Here is a 15662-nt window from a genome sequence, read left to right on the forward strand (position 1 = left end):
CGGGGCCCTGCCCGGGTCCGGTTACCGTGATGCACGCCTGTTCCGCCGGCGGACAAGGACCATGAGCAGGATTCCGACGGCGAGGGCTACCGCCGCCCAGGCCGCTGCGGTAATCAATCCGGACGCTCCGGTGTTGGCCAGGCCGCCGGCGCCACGATCATCGTGTCCACCGGTGTTGGCAAGGTCCGCAGGTGGTGCGCTGGGAGTCGGGCTGGCCGCCGGCGGAGGTACGACGGCGGGAGTTACAGTCGGCAGGGCAGGCGACGGGTCGGCGGGGGCAGGGGCGATGGGAGCAGGTGTGGTTGGAGCAGGGGCAGGGCTGCTTGGCGCTGGATTGCTCGCTGTCGGCGCAGTCGGCGTCGGGCTTGGCGTTGGAGTCGGCGGTCCCGTTGTGGCGGCCGCGAACTCGAAACTGCTGACCCCGGACCGGCTGAACCCATTGACCGTCTCAGCGGTGAACCGTAGCGTGTCCGCACTCTGCGGAGCCGTGAAACTCCACTTTCCGGCCGCGTCCACGGGCACGTCGAACGGGTCCTTCCCTTGGATTGTGATCCTGACGCTGGACCCGGCAGCGACGGCCGAAGCGGGCGCGGCAGGAACCTGGCCGGAAAGGACCTGGCCGGGCTTGTAGGTTTCGCCGGGCGCTGGTGCCGTGATGGCAGGCTTGTTGAGGAACACTTCCAGCTGGTAGCCGGGCAGCACAGCCAGGCTGTCCCGCAGGGTTGCTGCGACAGCAAAATTCTGCACCACATTGCCATTCGCATCCGGCGTATCCCCCGCGGAGTGGGTGCCCAGGGCGTAGTTCCCACTGAGGTATGGTCCGCCGGAGTCGCCGCCGCTGGACTGTACTCCGTAGGACAGAAAGCCATCAAAGGCCCGGATGTCGTTGGCGTTCTTCTTATAGTCAGGTCCTGGCACCAGGAAGATCCCCACTGCGTCGACGGTTCCGCAGGACCAGCCTGAGGATCTGCCGGACCGGCAAACAGGCATCCCAACCACCGGGTCCGCCGAACCAACGATCTTCACGTCCGGCCCGGGCGCTGAAGGGTCGCCCCAGGTACTGGCAGCAGGAAGCGGATCGATGTCCTGTCTTAGTGACTGGATGACAGATATGTCCGTTCCGACATTCCCGGGGTCTGTGATGGCGGTGTAATCAGGGCCTGAAGGCATACTGGGATCAATAACCGGTGAGTTGCCCGGGCCACCGAACTGGCTGAAGCCGAACTTTCCCAGGGGCCCGGCCGGTACCCCCTGGAATTCCAGGGTTGCTGTCTTGGCGGCACCATCCGATGCGCAGTGGCCGGCAGTCAGGACGGTGGGAAGCCCGGCGGGGTCGAATGCCGAGAAGCCTGTGGAACAGACGAAGCCGATGTCCGTCTGGTATCCAATGCCGCCGGGAACGTCCGCCTCGGGCTTCAGCGGAGTCCCGCCGTCGAGCTCCACGTTGGCGTAACGGGACACAAACTGTTCAGGGGAAACCTTGCCGGTGCTCTTGCCGGCTGCGTCTGCCCCGGCTGCGGGGGAAACGGCGGAAAGCGCCTCCGGCGTGTTGATTCCGCCGGTTCGGATCACGAATTTTCCCCCCGCGGACATGACGGCCTGCAAACCCTGCGGGCCGACGTCGCGGAGGTATGCCTGGAACAGCTGCTCCGTGTTCACTGCCAGTTGTGCCCTGGAGCCGTCCGCAGCCGTCGAGGGTGACGGAGCCGGCGCCGCCGTGGGCGGCTCCGCCGCGGGTGCTTCGAGCAACATGGGGAATGTATTGCCGGCAAGGGCGGCAACCGCCCTCCCAAGCGCATCGCCGGATCCGGTCACGATGATGGTGCGGCCGTCGATCCGGATTCCTGCGTAGCCCGGGACCTGGCGCAACTGAACAGCCGCGGCAGCCGCCTGCGCACCCAACTCGCCCGCGGCCTCGAACTGCTGGGGAGTCAGCTTGAGGTCCCGCTGCACCGCATCGTCCAGCGCTGCCTCTGACAGGGTGGTTGTGCCCGCGCCTGGTGTTGCACCGGAAGACGTGAACGTCCCTGCGGAGGTTCCCGGAGCCGGCGACGGGTTTTCGGAGCCGGCGGGTGCCGGGAAGGCCGCAGCGGGCCCGGCAGCGAGGCCCAAGGCCAGTGCCACGCCGGCTACCGTTCCTGTGGCAGTAATTCTTTTCATTGGGATCGCCGTTCCGCTCGTCCGCATCTGCGTATACACGCGCTGGGATGACGGCGCGGTCGCACAGGTCACAGCAACCACACCTGTCACTCAAGTCACAAGAGTATCCTTTTGGCGTGCAAGGCCGGAAGCGGCATCCAATTCCGCAGGGCTCAATCCGTTCGCCAGCAAATAGCTCCGGGTGTCCAGGCCGCGGACAAACGCGACCACCGCCAGCCCGCGTTGCTCCAGCAGCGGAGCCAGTTCCGATTCGGGCAGGCAGCGTTCCCGGCTGTGCGGCGGACCGTGCGTGCGGTAGCGCTCGTTGATGCCGCGGGCAGCCCGCCGGTACCGTTCGGCGATCGCGTCGTCGGAGTCCCCCGCGAGGTCCTGGACCATGGCGGCCACCAGCCCGCTGCGGTCCCGGCCTGCGGCACAATGCAGCAGGACGTTCCCCTTGGGCGCGGCCAGGGCGATGCTCCGGAAGACGCCCACCAGCTTCTCGGGGAAAAAACGGGCATTCGCGGCGTAATGCGCGGGATCATTCAGGTAGAGTCCGGTAATCGCGGTGAAGCGCGGGTCATCCGGATCCTCCGTGGGTGCCTGCACCATGTCGATCCCCGTCCACGCCTCCTCCGGCACCACCGGGTCGTTGTCCCGGCGCCGCCCCTCGGCGGTGTTACGGAGATCCACCACCGTGCGGACGCCGTCGTCGAACACCTGCTTCCATCCCGCCCCGGTCAGCCATTCACGCCGGCCCATCCGGTAGATGCCCCCGGAAACGTGCCACGCGTTGACAGCTCCGTCCCAGTCCATGGGCCTGCCACGCTCACTCATCCGCACAGCTAACCACAAGCTCCTGAATGCTGCAGCACAAAAGGTCACAACAGGGAAGGGTACAAAGGCCTCCTGGCTTCCACCCGCTGGGCAATACTGTTGCGGGCACTAGCTACTTCATGTGACTGATGTTCAAAGGGGACTCCAGTGGGAAATGCTGTACTACGACGCCGACTCCCGGCTATAGCGGCCGGCCTTGCCAGCATGGCCATGGCGTTGGGCCTTGCGGCCATTCCGGCGCAGGCAGCGCCTCCCCCAATCGACTATGTCGCGCTGGGAGATTCCTATACCGCTGGCATTGGCGCCGGGCCCTATGACGAGACCAAAACCTGCATCCAGACCCCCGGCGGCTATGTGGACATTGTGGCTAAGACAGGCCGTGTGAACCTGCTCGTGAACGCCGCTTGTAGCGGTGCGGAGCTCACTGGCGGGCCAACAAGCGTGGCCGCACAGCTAAGCGACCCCAAGACGCAGGCCGCTTTGGCGGATGCCGAACTGGTGAGTATCACAGCAGGCGCGAACGATTTGGGTTTTGCACAAATAATCGGAATCTGCGCGACCTTGAGCCCGACGGATTGCAGGAATGCCGTCACTGCGGCCACTTCAGAGGCCAGCCTCGGTGCCCTCACCCTGGCGCTGGCAGACACATACAAGGCGATCCAGGCAGCCGCACCGCATGCGACGGTGGTCGTGTTGGGTTACCCGCAACTGTTCGATACAACTGACCCGGTTGTTCCACTCCCCATCCCCCTGACGAGTCAGGAGCTAATCAACCTCGGAACATTGGCCATTAATGGGGCGATTATGGATGCGGTGAACTTCGCAAATGTGAACTACGGCACGAACGCCGTTTACGTTGACGTGACTGACCGGTTCGCCGGGCACGAGGTCAATTCCGGGGATCCTTGGATCTTCTTTGCCGCTTATGTCGATTCAACCGGCACGGTTCAGCTTGATCCGCGAAGCTTCCACCCGAACAAGGCCGGACACCGGGCCTATGCCTCTGCATTACTCGCGTCGGTGAGGCTCGGCCAACTCGTGCGGTAGCCATCCCGCCCTACGTCCGCCGGGCCAGCCGGTACTCCAGCCCGGCACGGACGGCAGGCCATTCATGGTCCAGGATGGAGAACACCACGGTGTCCCGCAGGTTCCCGTCGCTGGTCCGTGAGTGGCTGCGCAGCACGCCGTCCTGCTTTGCGCCCAACCGGGCGATGGCCTCCCGCGACTGGTGGTTCAGCCAGTGGGTGCGGAACTCCACGGCCGGGCAACCGACCACCTCGAAGGCGTGCCGAAGCAGCAGGAGCTTGGAGTCCGGGTTGGTGCCGGTGCCCTGCGCGGAGGCGGCGTTCCAGGTGGAGCCGATCTCCACGCGCGGCGTGGCGGGGTCGATGTTCATGTAGGTGGTCATGCCGATGATGCGGCCCGGCCCGCCGCTGGCGGCGTCGATCACACGGGTGGTGAAGGGGAGCATTGATCCCTGCTCCTGCAGGGACAGGCGGCGCCGGATCTCCGCCGCCATGGCGTCCGGAGCCGGGACAGACGTGTACCAAAGCTTCCACAGCTCGCCGTCACTGGCCGCATCCACCAGGCCGTCGTGGTGCTCCTCCGCGAGCGGCTCCAGGATTACGTAGCGGCCGGTCAGGGTAAGGGGTTCAAGGAAAGTCACTGCACCAGCCTAGGGCCGCCGGCAGGCGGGTTACGCTTGGGGGCAGCACCACGGCGTCGAGCGAGGGAGTTACTGTGTCAGGAACCAACCCGGATCCCGAGGACGACAAGATCACCGGCCTGGAGCCGGGCGGCGGGGTTCCGCCGGGCGAAACTCCGCCGGGGGAAGCATCCACCGTCGGCCCGCAGGGCCATGAGGAGCGCGGGCCCGGGAAGGGCACGCAGTTCCTGTGGATCGCCGTTATCGGCGTCGTGGTCCTGCTGTGCCTCCTGTACTTCATCGGCTACATTGTGGGCTTCTTCGACTAGGCAGCGTTTCTAGCTGGGCCAGTCGAAAAAGCCCTTGCCCGTCTTGCGTCCCAGTTCACCGCGGGCCACCTTGTCCTTGAGGATCTGCGGCGGCGCGAACCGCTCGCCCAGGGTGGAGTGCAGGTATTCGGCGATGCCCAGCCGCACATCCAGGCCCACGATGTCCGTGGTCCTGAGCGGTCCGGTGGGATGTTTGTAGCCGAGCACCATCGCGGCGTCGATGTCCTCAGCGGACGCCACGCCTTCCTCCACCATCCGCATGGCTTCGAGGGCGATGGCCACGCCAAGCCGGGATGACGCGAAACCCGGGGCATCATTGACGACGACGGCGGTCTTGCCGAGTGCCTCCACCCACGTTTTCGCCGCGGCGGCAAGTTCGGGAGACGTGCGCTCACCCAGCACCACCTCAATGAGGGTGGAGGCCGGCACGGGGTTGAAGAAGTGAAGGCCCAGGAAGTTCTCCGGCCGCTTCAGTTCACGGGCCAGGCCGTTAACGGACAGCGACGAGGTGTTGGACGCGATGCAGGCATCCTCCGTCAGCCGTTCCTCGATCCCGCGCAGCGCCGTCACCTTGAGGTCCCAGTCTTCGGGGACGGCTTCCACCACCAGCTGACGGCCTGCAAAGGAGTCGTAGTCGGTGCTGACGGTGAGCCGCGACACCAGCTCTTCGAAGTTGGCGTCCACACCGCCGCGCTCAATGCTCTTCGCGGCCGCAGACTCCACCCGTTCCCGGGCGGCCTGGGCGGAGACGTCGTCGCGCTCCACCACCAGCACGTCGGCGCCCTTAATCAGGAAAGCGTGGGCAATACCGGCGCCCATGCGGCCGCCGCCCAGCACTCCCACGTAAGTGGGAAGGTTGGCGGGGACTTCAATGTTGCTCATGGTCTACTTTCCGTCGGCTGGATTGGCGGAGGCGGCGTTGGCCTTCTTGGCTGCGTTCCGGTCCAGGAACGCCTGCATCCGGTCGAATTTGGCCTGGGATTCGAACAGGATGCCCTGGGCCAGCTGGTCGATCAGCGGATGCGCCTCGGCAGGGGCGTGGAACACGGATTTGGTAATGCGGACGGCCAGCGGGTCCTGCCGCCCGATCCTGTTGGCCAGGCCGTGGGCTGCATCCAAAAGCTCCGCGGGATCGTGGATTTCGGTGATGAGGTTGGCCGCTTTGGCCTCATCGGCGCCGAGGATAAGGCCGGCCAGGAGGATCTGCTTGGCCATCGGTTCGCCCACCAGCTCCTTCAACCGCCAGCTGGCACCGGCCGCGGCGAGGATTCCCAGCCCGGTTTCCGGGTTGCCGATCCGCACGTTGGGGGTGCCGATCCGGAAGTCCGCAGCGTAGGCAAGCTCCGCCCCGCCGCCCAGGCAGTAACCGTCCAGTGCGGCAATGACCGGCATGGGCAGCTTGGCGATCCGGACGAAGATGGTGGAGTTGATCCCCTGCAGGGCATCGTCCCGACGCCTTTCGCGAAGCTGCGCGATGTCCGCGCCGGAGGCGAAGACACCCTCCACGCCGGCAATGATCAGCACCTTGGGGTTCTGTTCCAGCGCTGTGCAGACAACATGGAGCTCATCCACCATCTGCTGGTCAATTGCGTTCTTCACCTCGGGCCGGTTGAGCAGCACCACCACGCGGTCGTCCCGCTCCTCCACCAAAAGGGCGGTGAACTCTTCCGCCGCCAAGTCCACCCAGGCCGCCATCAGATTTTCTCCAGCAGCAGGGCGGTGCCCTGGCCGACGCCCACGCACATGGTGGCAAGGCCGATTCGGGCGTCCTCACGCTCCATCCGTCCCAGCAGGGTGATGGCAATCCGTGAGCCGCTGGAACCAAGCGGGTGCCCCAGGGCGATGGCTCCGCCGTCGCGGTTCACGATTTCCGGCTCCAGCCCCAGGCGCCGGATGCAGGCCAGGGACTGCGTGGCAAAGGCTTCATTAAGTTCGACGGCGGACAGGTCACCGACGCCCAGGCCGCTGCGCTTGAGTACTTTCTGGGTGGCGGGGACGGGACCAATGCCCATGATCTCGGGTTCACAGCCGGCAGACGCGCCGTCGATGATGCGCGCCCGGGGTGTCAGGCCCAACCGCTCGATGGCTGCCTCCGACGCCACAATGATCGCCGAGGCGCCGTCGTTGAGGGACGAGGAGTTCCCGGCCGTCACCACGGATCCGCCGTGCGCCACCGGCTTCAGCGCTGCAAGAACGTCCATGCTGGTGCCGGGGCGCGGGCCTTCGTCCGTATCCACCACCGTTTCGGATTTGCGTGTCTTGACGGTCACGGGAACGATCTCGTCCTTGAAGCGGCCGGCTTCGATGGCGTCCAGGGCAAGCTGGTGCGAGCGGACGGCGAATGCATCGGCGTCCTCGCGGGAGATGCCATCCACCCTGGCCACTTCCTCTGCCGTTTCAGGCATGGAGTAGGTCATCTTGCCGTCGCGGGACAGCCCGCCGTGCTGGAAGTGGGGGTTGGTGAACCGCCAGCCGATGGAGGTGTCAAAGATCTGGCCCGGCTTGGCGAAGGCGGCGGTGGGCTTCTCCTGCACCCAGGGTGCCCGGCTCATGGACTCAACCCCGCCGGCAATCACGATGTCCGCGGCGCCGGCCTTGATCATATGGCTGGCCTGGATGATGGCGCTCAGGCCGGAGGCACAGAGCCGGTTGACCGTTATGCCCGGGATGTGCAGCGGCAGCCCGGCAAGCAGGGTGGCCATCCGGGCCACGTTCCGGTTCTCCTCCCCCGCGCCGTTCGCGTTGCCGAGAATTACTTCGTCAATGCTCTCGGGATCCAGGCCGGCGCGTTCCACGGCCTCGCGGAGCACCAGGGCGGCGAGGTCGTCCGGGCGCACGGCGGACAGCGCGCCTCCGTACCTGCCCACGGGCGTTCGGACCCCGCCAACAAGGAAAGCCTGCGGACCTGCGGTTGCAGCCATGGAAACACCCTTCACGCGATAAACAGCACTGTCATCGGCGGCCGGCACAGCGGAATCCTCCACTTACCGACCGTTCGTTCTGTAAATGGTACACGGCGATGCTGTGCATGCGCATCCAGTTACAGGACTGTCACCCCCAGGTGGGCGGCAAGGAGTGGCGCGAGGAGTCCCAGCTGGTAATCGTCAATCACCATGCCGGCCAGGCTGCCGAGTCCACTGATTTTGCGGAATTCCGTGCCCCTGAGGTCAAAGTCCTTCAGCTTGGCTCCAGCCAGGTCCAGCGATCCCACCGTGCAGTCCACAAGCTTCACGCGGGTTGCCACGGCGGCACCAAGGTCAAGTTCATTGATGATGCAGCCGGTGATCAGCACATCCGTGAGCTTGGCGCCGCGGAGGTTGAGGAAGTCCAGCTTGCCGCCGTCGATCCGGACGGACCGCCAGCCGCTTTCATAGAGCTCGGCAGAGCCCAGGCGCGGATTGCGGAACTCCACCTCCTGCCAGGTGCTCCGCGCGCCCCGGAAGACGGGCGCATACAGTTCGGCCAGGATGCAGTCGCGGAACGAGGCACCGCGAAGCTGGGTCTCATTGAAGGACGCGGCCTCGAAGACGCACTCGGAAAAGACGGCACCGCCCAGGTCCAGGCCGTCGGCGGCGGGACGGCTGAACCGGGCGTTCTCATGCCTCCCGCCACGCCGGAACTCGAGGTCCGGGCGGTCCTCAAGACCCTGCAGTTCCACCGGGGAGAGCCGGGGCGGCGCCACTTTGGCCACCCCCTTGCCTCGCACTTTATCCATGGCCCGAGCCTAACGGCCGGCACCGACAAGGAACAGCACGCCCAGGGCCAGGGGCTTGAAATAGTAAGCAAGCTTTGCATATTGTGAGAGAGCACGGTTGATCGACGGAAACGAAAGGAGGCCGGAACCATGGGCCTCGGAGACAAGATCAGTAACGCGGCAGAGGACCTTGGCGGCAAGGCCAAGGAAGCTGCAGGAACCGCGACCGACAATGACCGGCTGAAGGCAGAGGGCCAGGCCGACCAGGTCAAAGCCGATGCCAAGAAGGTCGGCGAGAGTGTGAAGGACGAGTTCAAGCGGGACTAGTTCCTTGCTGGTGCGGCCGCAGCGAACGGCGTGCTGCACCAGCCCTCACCATCCACTGCGGGTGGGCGTGTGCCCCTTTCGCGAATCCTCGGGCATGGTCATCTCGGCCCGGAGGCCGAGCAACCGGATGGGCCGGCCCGGCTCGATCTTCGCCAGGAGGTCGAAGGTCCGGGCCAGTACTTCGCCCGGATCGGACGTCGCGGGGATCTTCCGTCCGTAGGTCGTGGTGCTGAACGGGGCGTACCGCACCTTCAACGTCAGGCCAATCACCGGCCGCCCCTCGGCAGCAACATCCTCCAGCACCCGCGCGGCCAACTCCCTAACGGCGTCGTCAATTTCCGCCGCATCCGTCAGGTCGCGCTGGAAGGTGGTCTCCCTGCTGTGCCCCCGGGCCACCCAGGGAGTATCGTCGACCACCCGCGCGCCGTCACCCCGCCCAAGCTGGGCGTACCAGGGACCCATCTTGGGACCGAACTCGGGGACCAGGTCACCGGGGTCCGCGGCTGCGAGCGCCTCGACAGTCTTGATGCCCAGCTTGGCCAGGCGCTGGGAGACCTTTGCACCAATGCCCCACAGCTCAATCGTGGGACGGCCCCCCATGACGTCAAGCCAGTTGCCTTCCGTCAGCCGGAAGATGCCGGCGGGCTTGCCAAATCCGGTGGCAACCTTGGCACGGACCAGGGTGTCGCCAATCCCGATGCTGCAGTGGAGGCGCGTTTCCGCCAGGACGGCCTGCTGGATTTGCCGGGCGCAGGCCTCCGGATCCGTCGTCTCGACGCCAACGAACGCCTCATCCCAGCCGAGCACCTGCACCGTTGCCCCGGGCTGCGAGCGCAGCACTGCCATGACCTTCTCCGACGCCTCCAGGTACGCCTCGTGGTCCACGGGAAGGATGACCGCGTCCGGCACTTTCCGCGCGGCGATGCGCAGCGGCATGCCGGAGCCCACGCCGTAGGCCCTGGCCTCGTAGGACGCCGTGGACACCACCGCCCGCTCGGTGGGATCACCGCGGCCGCCCACGATCACCGGCTTGCCCGCAAGCTCCGGCCGGCGGAGCACCTCGACGGCAGCGATGAACTGGTCCAGGTCCACATGCAGCACCCATGGTTCGCTCACATGCCCAGTCTGCCCCGGCCGGGCGCCGCAGGCCATCTTTCCCGCATCCCTTCAGGGCTGGAACGCAAAAGGCGGGATTTCCCCGGGGCGGCCGGTTAGCCTTGGCCGATGACCATCGTTGACCTGGGCCCAGGGAGCGCCGCCGCGGGCGGTTCCCCCGGCCTGCGCGGCTATCTGGCGGTACCTGAAGGCCAAGGCCCTTTTCCCGCCGTCGTCATGATCCACGAGGTGTTCGGCCTGGATGACCAGACCCGCCGGCACGCGGACAGGCTGGCAGCGTCAAGGAATTCCCTACCGCCGGACACGCCTTCCTCAATGATGAAGAGCTGGGTCCGGTCCTCCTCCGGCCCTTGATGCGCGTCATGGGCGTGGGACCGGACCCGGAGTCCTCGCCCGAAGCCTGGCAGCGCATTGAGGACCACTTCGCCAGGTACCTTCGCGGCTGACGGGCCGCCTGGCTGGACGGAGCGAGGCCACGTGGCCCAAACGCGGACGACGGCGGTCTCCCGCCAAGGGGAGTCCCGCCGTCGTCCGTGCTGCTGGGGCCGGAAGGGCTAGCTGAAGAGCTGGCTCTTGGGCTGGTTGTTCTTGACCTTCTGCCAGCCCAGCCACAGGACCAGCGCGAAGAACGGAATGGTGGCCAGGGTCCACAGGCCCAGGTAGAACACCTCGCCGTCCTTGCTGGTCATGGTGTCGAACCCGATCAGCACGGTGATGGCGAGCAGGCCCAGCATGCCCGCCCAGCTGGTCCACGGCGAGCCGGGCATGGGCAGGGTGGAAGTGACGCCCTTGCGGCGCCGCAGCACGATCTGGCTGGCGAAGATGGAGCCCCAGCAGAAGATCACGCCGATGGAGGCACTGTTGAGCGCCAGGTCGAACGCGTGCGAGCCGCCCAGCCAGATGTTCAGCAGGATGCCCACGAGGTAGAACGCGGCGATGGCCAGGATGGCTGCATACGGGACGTGCCGCTTGGACATTTTGGTGAGCCACTGCGGGGCGTGGCCGTTGTTGGCCATGGTGCGGAAGACCCGGCCGATGGAGTACAGCCCGGAGTTGCAGGAGGAGAGGGCGGCGGTGATGACGATCATGTTCATGACGTCGCCCACCCAGCCCAGGCCCATCTGGCCGAAGACGGTCACGAACGGGGACGTGCCGGCCCTGTACTGGTCGGACGGCAGCAGCATGGCCAGAAGCAGGACGGACCCTACGTAGAACACCACAATGCGCAGCACGACGGCGCGGATCGCCTTGGGCACTTCGCGTTCCGGCTTTTCCATCTCGCCGGCGGTGACGCCCACCAGTTCGATGCCGTTGTAGGCGAAGATAACGGCATTGAGGACCAGGACCATCACCAGCGCGCCCTTGGGGAACATGCCGCCCTCGGCCGCGAAGAGGTTCGACACGGACGCGTGGCCGTCGCCCACCTTGGCGTTGGTGACCACCATGAAGGTGCCCACGGCCAGGAAGATGACGATTGCGCCGACCTTGAGGCAGGAGGCCCAGAATTCGAACTCGCCGAACGCTTTGACGCTCAGCAGGTTGACGGCCACCAGGAGCGCCAGGGCGGCGATGGCCGACGCTTCCACGGGGACATTGGGGAAGAAGAACTGGAAGTACAGGCCGATGGCGATGAGCTCGGCGATGCCGGTCATGCCCCAGTTGATGAAGTACATCCAGCCGGACAGGTAGGCGCCCTTTTGGCCGAACATCTCACCGGAGTAGCTCACCAGGGAGCCGGAGGTCTGGCGGTACATGATGAGTTCGCCCAGGGCCCGCATGAGCAGGTAGGCGATGACGCCGGCGATGGCGTAGGAGAAGATCAGGGCCGGGCCGGTGGAGGCGAGGCGGCCGCCGGCTCCCATGAAGAGGCCGACGCCGATGGCGCCGCCCATGGCGATCATGGTGACGTGGCGCCGGCCGAGCGTCTTGCTGTAGCCCTCGGCGCTGAGGGATGAGTCGACGGCGACGGGTGGGGCCGTGCGGTTCTCGAGATCTGTGGGGGTACTTTGAGGCACAACGATTCCTTGTGGGTTGGGGGTTGGCCGCATCCGGACTTCGTATGATCAAGCTCACAAAATTCGGCCTCTGGGCCGTTGAACCTGCAGATGTGTGGGCGGATCGTCGAACTGCCGAAGCTTCACGCGACCTGACCATCCTACAAGACAGTCCGGAGTGGTACGTGACGCGCACTACATCTCAGCCGTCTCCAGCACCAGATTCTGCTCCGGATCCAGGGAAATCCGGTAGGTCCGCAGGGGTTCCGCTCCGGTGGTGGAGCATCCCGACGTGAGGTCGAACGCGTGCTGGTGCAGCGGACAAATCACCACCTGCCGGTCCACGGTGCCGTCCGCAACAGGGCCGCCGCGGTGGGGGCAGACCCCGGAGACCGCCCGCAACGAACCGTCCCGCAGCCGGAAGACGGCCACCTGTTCGCTCCCGACTCCGAAGGCCCTTCCCTCGCCCAGGGGAATCTGGTCGACCGGCCCCAGGACATGGGCGCCGGCACCTGTTCCGGCGCCGCTCATCGGACCGGCACCTGAGGGAGGACGGTCAGGGGCAGAGAAGTCCTGAACTGGCCGGGCGTTCGCGGGTCATCGCGTTCCTGCCACGGATCAACGTAGCTGTCCACGGAGGCCTGCACCGCCTCGTCAAGCCGTCCGGCGATCCCCTCTGCGTCCTGCACAATCACGGCCCGCAGGTGCTCGATGCCCACGCGCGGGACGAAGGCATAGGTCCGTTCCAGCCAGTTGGCCTGTTCGCGGTAGTACTGCATGAAACGGCCGGTAAGGACCTTCACCTCTTCCGGATCGTCCACGGTGGCCAGCAGGTCTCCCTTGCGGATGTGGGCACCGGCGGCTCCCCCTACATAGATCTCCCAGCGGCCGCCCTCCACTGCCACCACGCCCACATCCTTCACCAGCGATTCGGCGCAGTTCCGGGGACACCCAGAGACTGCGAGCTTGAGTTTGGCGGGCGCCTCGAGGCCCTGGAAGCGGGATTCGATCTCGATACCCAATTTGGTGGAGTCGCCGGTGCCGTAGCGGCAAAAGTCCTTTCCCACGCAGGTTTTCACGGTGCGGAAGCTCTTGCCGTAGGCATAGCCGGAGGGCATGTCCAGGTCCGCCCACACCTGCGGCAGGTCCTCCTTGCGGATCCCCAGCAGGTCGATGCGCTGCCCCCCGGTGAGCTTGATCAGCGGGACGTTGTGCTTCTCCGCAACATCTGCGATCCGGCGCAGCTGCTGGACCGACGTCACGCCGCCCTTCATCTGGGGCACCACGGAAAAGGTGCCGTCCCGCTGGATGTTGGCGTGGACCCTGTCGTTGATGAAGCGGGCGTCGCGTTCGTCGATGTACCGGCCCCCCAGCATCATCTTGAGCAGCGAAGCGAGCCCCATCTTCGACTTTGCATCCTCGGCGCCGCCCGGCGCCAGCGCCTGGAACACGGCCGAAACCGACCGCAGGCCGCGTGCCCGGACTTCTGCCATCAGGGCCTGCTTGTCCAGGGGGATGCCGGGAACGTAGTAGCCGGCAGCGGGATCCTCTTCCACCGCTCCGTCGGCCGCCCACTCCACCACCTGCCGCACCAGGAGCTTGCAGGAGCCGCACCCTTTGCCGGCACGGGTGGCGTCCATGGCCCCGGACACCGAGGTGCAGCCGCTCTTCACCGCGCCCACCAGGTCCTTCTTGCTGACGCCGTTGCAGTTGCAGACCTGTGCTTCGCCGTCGAGCTCCGCGACTCCGGTCTCCTCCCCGGGCGTGCCAAGATCGAACATCAGCCCGAGCCGTTCCTCGGGCAACGGAAGCCCGCGGTCGAACGCCTGGGTCAGGTAGGCCACCTTGCGGCTGTCCCCCAGCAGCGTGGCGCCCACCATCTTGTTGTCCCGCACCACGATGGACTTGAAGACCCCGCGGCTGGGCTCGGAAAAGACGATGTGTTCGTCCGTCTCAAGTTCCGGCCCGTGCAGGCCCATGGAAGCCACCTCGACGCCGGCCACCTTCAGTTTGGTGGCCGTGCGCGAGCCCAGGTACGCGGCGCCCGTGTCCGTCCCCGTCACATGGTTGGCCAGCACCACCGCCTGCTCCCACAGCGGGGCCACCAGCCCGTACACCTCACCGCGGTGCTGGACGCACTCCCCCACCGCGTAGATGTCGTCCTCGTCCTGGACCCGCAGGCTGTCATCCACCACAATGGCCCGCTCCACCGGGAGCCCGCTGAGGACAGCCAGGTCCACGTTGGGACGGATCCCGGCCGCCACCACCACCATGTCGCACGCAATGTCCGGCCGGCCGCGGAGGCTGACGCCGGTCACCCTGTCCCTGCCAAGGACGGCCGTGGTCCGGCAGCCGGTCAGCACCCCGATGCCCAGGGCCTCAACGCTCCGGCGGAGCACCGCACCGCCGTCGGGCCCCATCTGTGCGCTCATCAGGTGGCCGCCGGAGTGGACCACGTCCACTCCCAGCCCGAAGCTGCGCAGCCCGGCAGCGGCCTCCAGCCCCAGCAGGCCCCCGCCGATCACCACGGCGTACCGGTGATGTTCCTGCTGTGCGTGGGCAGCCATTTTGCGGGTGTCATCGATGGTGCGGAAGCCGAAGACGCCCTGTTTCACCGACCCGCCCGGGGTGTGAAGGCCGTCCAGGGGAGGAAGGTGGGAGCGGCTTCCCGTGGCGATGATCAGCGTGTCGTAGGGCGTCACCCGGCCGTCGCTGGAAAACACGTGCTTGGCGAACCGGTCGATCCTGTCCGCCCGGACGCCCGCGTGCAGCGTGATGCCGTTGTCCTGGTACCAGGACAGGGGGTTGAGGAAGATGTCCGCGTCGCTCTCCTCGCCCGAAAGGACGTGGCTGAGCATGATCCGGTTGTAGTTTCCGTACGGCTCGTCCCCGAACATGGTGATGCTGAACTGCTCCGCACCGCCCCGGGCCAGGATCTCCTCGACCGCCCGGGCGCCGGCCATGCCGTTGCCGATGACCACGAGGCGCCGGCGACTGTCCCCTGCGCGGGACCGGGGCCTGGGTCGGGCTGCGGCTTGCGCCCCGGTTTGCGTCTGCTCCGCCATGCTGCCCATCAGTGTTCCACCATCCCCAGGTCGATCACCACGGATCCGTGGACTCCCTCAGGCGCCGCCAGGTACAGCTCAATCACCGAGCCGCCGTCGATGTCCTCCACCACGCGCAGCGGAACATGGACCTCGTTCCTGGCTCCGATGGGGAAGTACCGCATCGGAACGCCGTTGCGCATGAGCACCACGGCGATCAGTTCGCTGCTTGAGTTGCCGCCGCGGAAGTACAGCGCCTGGTTGATCACCCCGTCCGGGACGTAGTGCGAGAGTTCGCTGTGCAGGGGGACGGGCTTCTCCATTCCCACGCCCTGGAAGTGGTAAATGCCTTGCAGGAAAAGGTTCTTGGTGATCACGGACAGATCCTTTCGGCCGGCGGAAAGACGGGCATGGGCCCATCTTCCGCCGCCGATGTTTCCGGCCGCCGTTCCCCCGGTAAAGACTGCTTTACGCGATTCTCACCGTTCCGTCAGCCCGGATACCGGCACCTGCTGCTGCCTGGTTGGGGGATAGGCT

15 protein-coding genes and 1 pseudogene are annotated in these 15662 nt (G+C 66.3%); 4 read left to right on the top strand and 12 right to left on the bottom strand.

Annotated features, from left to right (window positions below):
* Positions 1 to 21: 21 nt before the first annotated feature.
* Both LDO86_RS16135 and LDO86_RS16140 read right to left on the bottom strand, forming a co-directional pair.
* On the bottom strand, positions 22 to 2160 hold the full coding sequence (locus LDO86_RS16135; protein ID WP_051081335.1) for a S1 family peptidase: 2139 nt from the start codon (positions 2158 to 2160) through the stop codon (positions 22 to 24).
* Between the two features lie 90 nt (positions 2161 to 2250).
* Positions 2251 to 2976 carry a tyrosine-protein phosphatase gene (locus LDO86_RS16140; RefSeq protein ID WP_018768864.1) on the bottom strand — a complete coding sequence of 242 codons (726 nt, stop codon included), beginning with the start codon at positions 2974 to 2976 and terminating at the stop codon, positions 2251 to 2253.
* 204 nt (positions 2977 to 3180) lie between these two features.
* Here LDO86_RS16140 and LDO86_RS16145 point away from each other — a divergent pair, with 204 nt between their 5' ends.
* The gene (locus LDO86_RS16145) at positions 3181 to 4023 is read left to right on the top strand and encodes an SGNH/GDSL hydrolase family protein (protein ID WP_018768865.1); all 843 of its coding nucleotides are present in this window, start codon (positions 3181 to 3183) and stop codon (positions 4021 to 4023) included.
* 10 nt (positions 4024 to 4033) lie between these two features.
* On the opposite strand, the gene LDO86_RS16150 is transcribed toward LDO86_RS16145, so the two are convergent.
* A complete protein-coding gene (locus LDO86_RS16150) occupies positions 4034 to 4642 on the bottom strand; it encodes a GNAT family protein (RefSeq protein ID WP_018768866.1) in 609 nt (202 codons plus the stop codon).
* 74 nt (positions 4643 to 4716) lie between these two features.
* On the opposite strand from LDO86_RS16150, the gene LDO86_RS16155 reads away from it, so the two are divergent.
* On the top strand, positions 4717 to 4950 hold the full coding sequence (locus tag LDO86_RS16155) for a DUF6480 family protein (RefSeq protein ID WP_018768867.1): 234 nt from the start codon (positions 4717 to 4719) through the stop codon (positions 4948 to 4950).
* 9 nt (positions 4951 to 4959) lie between these two features.
* Here LDO86_RS16155 and LDO86_RS16160 read toward each other — a convergent pair whose 3' ends face one another.
* The 4 genes from LDO86_RS16160 to LDO86_RS16175 all read right to left on the bottom strand — a co-directional run bounded on the left by LDO86_RS16160 (position 4960) and on the right by LDO86_RS16175 (position 8665).
* A complete protein-coding gene (locus LDO86_RS16160; protein WP_018768868.1) occupies positions 4960 to 5832 on the bottom strand; it encodes a 3-hydroxyacyl-CoA dehydrogenase family protein in 873 nt (290 codons plus the stop codon).
* A 3-nt stretch (positions 5833 to 5835) separates the two neighbouring features.
* Entirely contained in the window at positions 5836 to 6645 is an 810-nt protein-coding gene (locus LDO86_RS16165; protein ID WP_018768869.1) for an enoyl-CoA hydratase/isomerase family protein, read from the bottom strand.
* On the bottom strand, positions 6645 to 7871 hold the full coding sequence (locus LDO86_RS16170; RefSeq protein ID WP_026265702.1) for a thiolase family protein: 1227 nt from the start codon (positions 7869 to 7871) through the stop codon (positions 6645 to 6647). The genes LDO86_RS16165 and LDO86_RS16170 overlap by 1 nt, the downstream gene beginning before the upstream one ends.
* Before the next feature lie 119 nt (positions 7872 to 7990).
* The gene (locus tag LDO86_RS16175) at positions 7991 to 8665 is read right to left on the bottom strand and encodes a pentapeptide repeat-containing protein (RefSeq protein ID WP_043424827.1); all 675 of its coding nucleotides are present in this window, start codon (positions 8663 to 8665) and stop codon (positions 7991 to 7993) included.
* Positions 8666 to 8794: 129 nt separating this feature from the next.
* On the opposite strand from LDO86_RS16175, the gene LDO86_RS16180 reads away from it, so the two are divergent.
* Complete coding sequence (locus LDO86_RS16180) at positions 8795 to 8971, top strand: CsbD family protein (RefSeq protein ID WP_018768872.1); 177 nt, start codon at positions 8795 to 8797, stop codon at positions 8969 to 8971.
* Between the two features lie 45 nt (positions 8972 to 9016).
* Here LDO86_RS16180 and LDO86_RS16185 read toward each other — a convergent pair whose 3' ends face one another.
* The gene (locus LDO86_RS16185) at positions 9017 to 10072 is read right to left on the bottom strand and encodes a DNA polymerase IV (RefSeq protein ID WP_026265704.1); all 1056 of its coding nucleotides are present in this window, start codon (positions 10070 to 10072) and stop codon (positions 9017 to 9019) included.
* Between the two features lie 123 nt (positions 10073 to 10195).
* Between LDO86_RS16185 and LDO86_RS16190 the strand changes: the two are divergent.
* A pseudogene (locus LDO86_RS16190) lies at positions 10196 to 10533 on the top strand (dienelactone hydrolase family protein).
* A 108-nt stretch (positions 10534 to 10641) separates the two neighbouring features.
* Here LDO86_RS16190 and LDO86_RS16195 read toward each other — a convergent pair.
* From LDO86_RS16195 to LDO86_RS16210, 4 genes are all read right to left on the bottom strand, one after another.
* Complete coding sequence (locus LDO86_RS16195; protein ID WP_018768874.1) at positions 10642 to 12102, bottom strand: amino acid permease; 1461 nt, start codon at positions 12100 to 12102, stop codon at positions 10642 to 10644.
* A gap of 174 nt (positions 12103 to 12276) precedes the next feature.
* Positions 12277 to 12612 (bottom strand): Rieske (2Fe-2S) protein, encoded by a 336-nt coding sequence (locus tag LDO86_RS16200; protein WP_018768875.1) that lies wholly within the window; start codon positions 12610 to 12612, stop codon positions 12277 to 12279.
* Positions 12609 to 15044: a nitrite reductase large subunit NirB gene (gene nirB, locus LDO86_RS16205; protein WP_043424871.1), complete on the bottom strand. Its 2436-nt coding sequence runs from the start codon at positions 15042 to 15044 to the stop codon at positions 12609 to 12611. The genes LDO86_RS16200 and nirB overlap by 4 nt, the downstream gene beginning before the upstream one ends.
* A gap of 110 nt (positions 15045 to 15154) precedes the next feature.
* Positions 15155 to 15502, bottom strand: a complete 348-nt coding sequence (locus LDO86_RS16210; protein ID WP_018768877.1) for a hypothetical protein — start codon at positions 15500 to 15502, stop codon at positions 15155 to 15157.
* Between the last annotated feature and the right edge of the window lie 160 nt (positions 15503 to 15662).

The sequence above is a fragment of the Arthrobacter sp. StoSoilB19 genome (assembly GCF_019977275.1).
Classification (GTDB): domain Bacteria; phylum Actinomycetota; class Actinomycetes; order Actinomycetales; family Micrococcaceae; genus Arthrobacter.

Bases quoted from the DNA above. Each gene is read 5' to 3' on its own strand.
- LDO86_RS16135 (WP_051081335.1), bottom strand. From the start codon at position 2,160: ATGAAAAGAATTACTGCCACAGGAACGGTAGCCGGCGTGGCACTGGCC.
- LDO86_RS16140 (WP_018768864.1), bottom strand. From the start codon at position 2,976: ATGAGTGAGCGTGGCAGGCCCATGGACTGGGACGGAGCTGTCAACGCG.
- LDO86_RS16145 (WP_018768865.1), top strand. From the start codon at position 3,181: ATGGCCATGGCGTTGGGCCTTGCGGCCATTCCGGCGCAGGCAGCGCCT.
- LDO86_RS16160 (WP_018768868.1), bottom strand. From the start codon at position 5,832: ATGAGCAACATTGAAGTCCCCGCCAACCTTCCCACTTACGTGGGAGTG.
- LDO86_RS16165 (WP_018768869.1), bottom strand. From the start codon at position 6,645: ATGGCGGCCTGGGTGGACTTGGCGGCGGAAGAGTTCACCGCCCTTTTG.
- LDO86_RS16170 (WP_026265702.1), bottom strand. From the start codon at position 7,871: ATGGCTGCAACCGCAGGTCCGCAGGCTTTCCTTGTTGGCGGGGTCCGA.
- LDO86_RS16175 (WP_043424827.1), bottom strand. From the start codon at position 8,665: ATGGATAAAGTGCGAGGCAAGGGGGTGGCCAAAGTGGCGCCGCCCCGG.
- LDO86_RS16180 (WP_018768872.1), top strand. From the start codon at position 8,795: ATGGGCCTCGGAGACAAGATCAGTAACGCGGCAGAGGACCTTGGCGGC.
- LDO86_RS16200 (WP_018768875.1), bottom strand. From the start codon at position 12,612: ATGAGCGGCGCCGGAACAGGTGCCGGCGCCCATGTCCTGGGGCCGGTC.
- nirB (WP_043424871.1), bottom strand. From the start codon at position 15,044: ATGGCCGGCGCCCGGGCGGTCGAGGAGATCCTGGCCCGGGGCGGTGCG.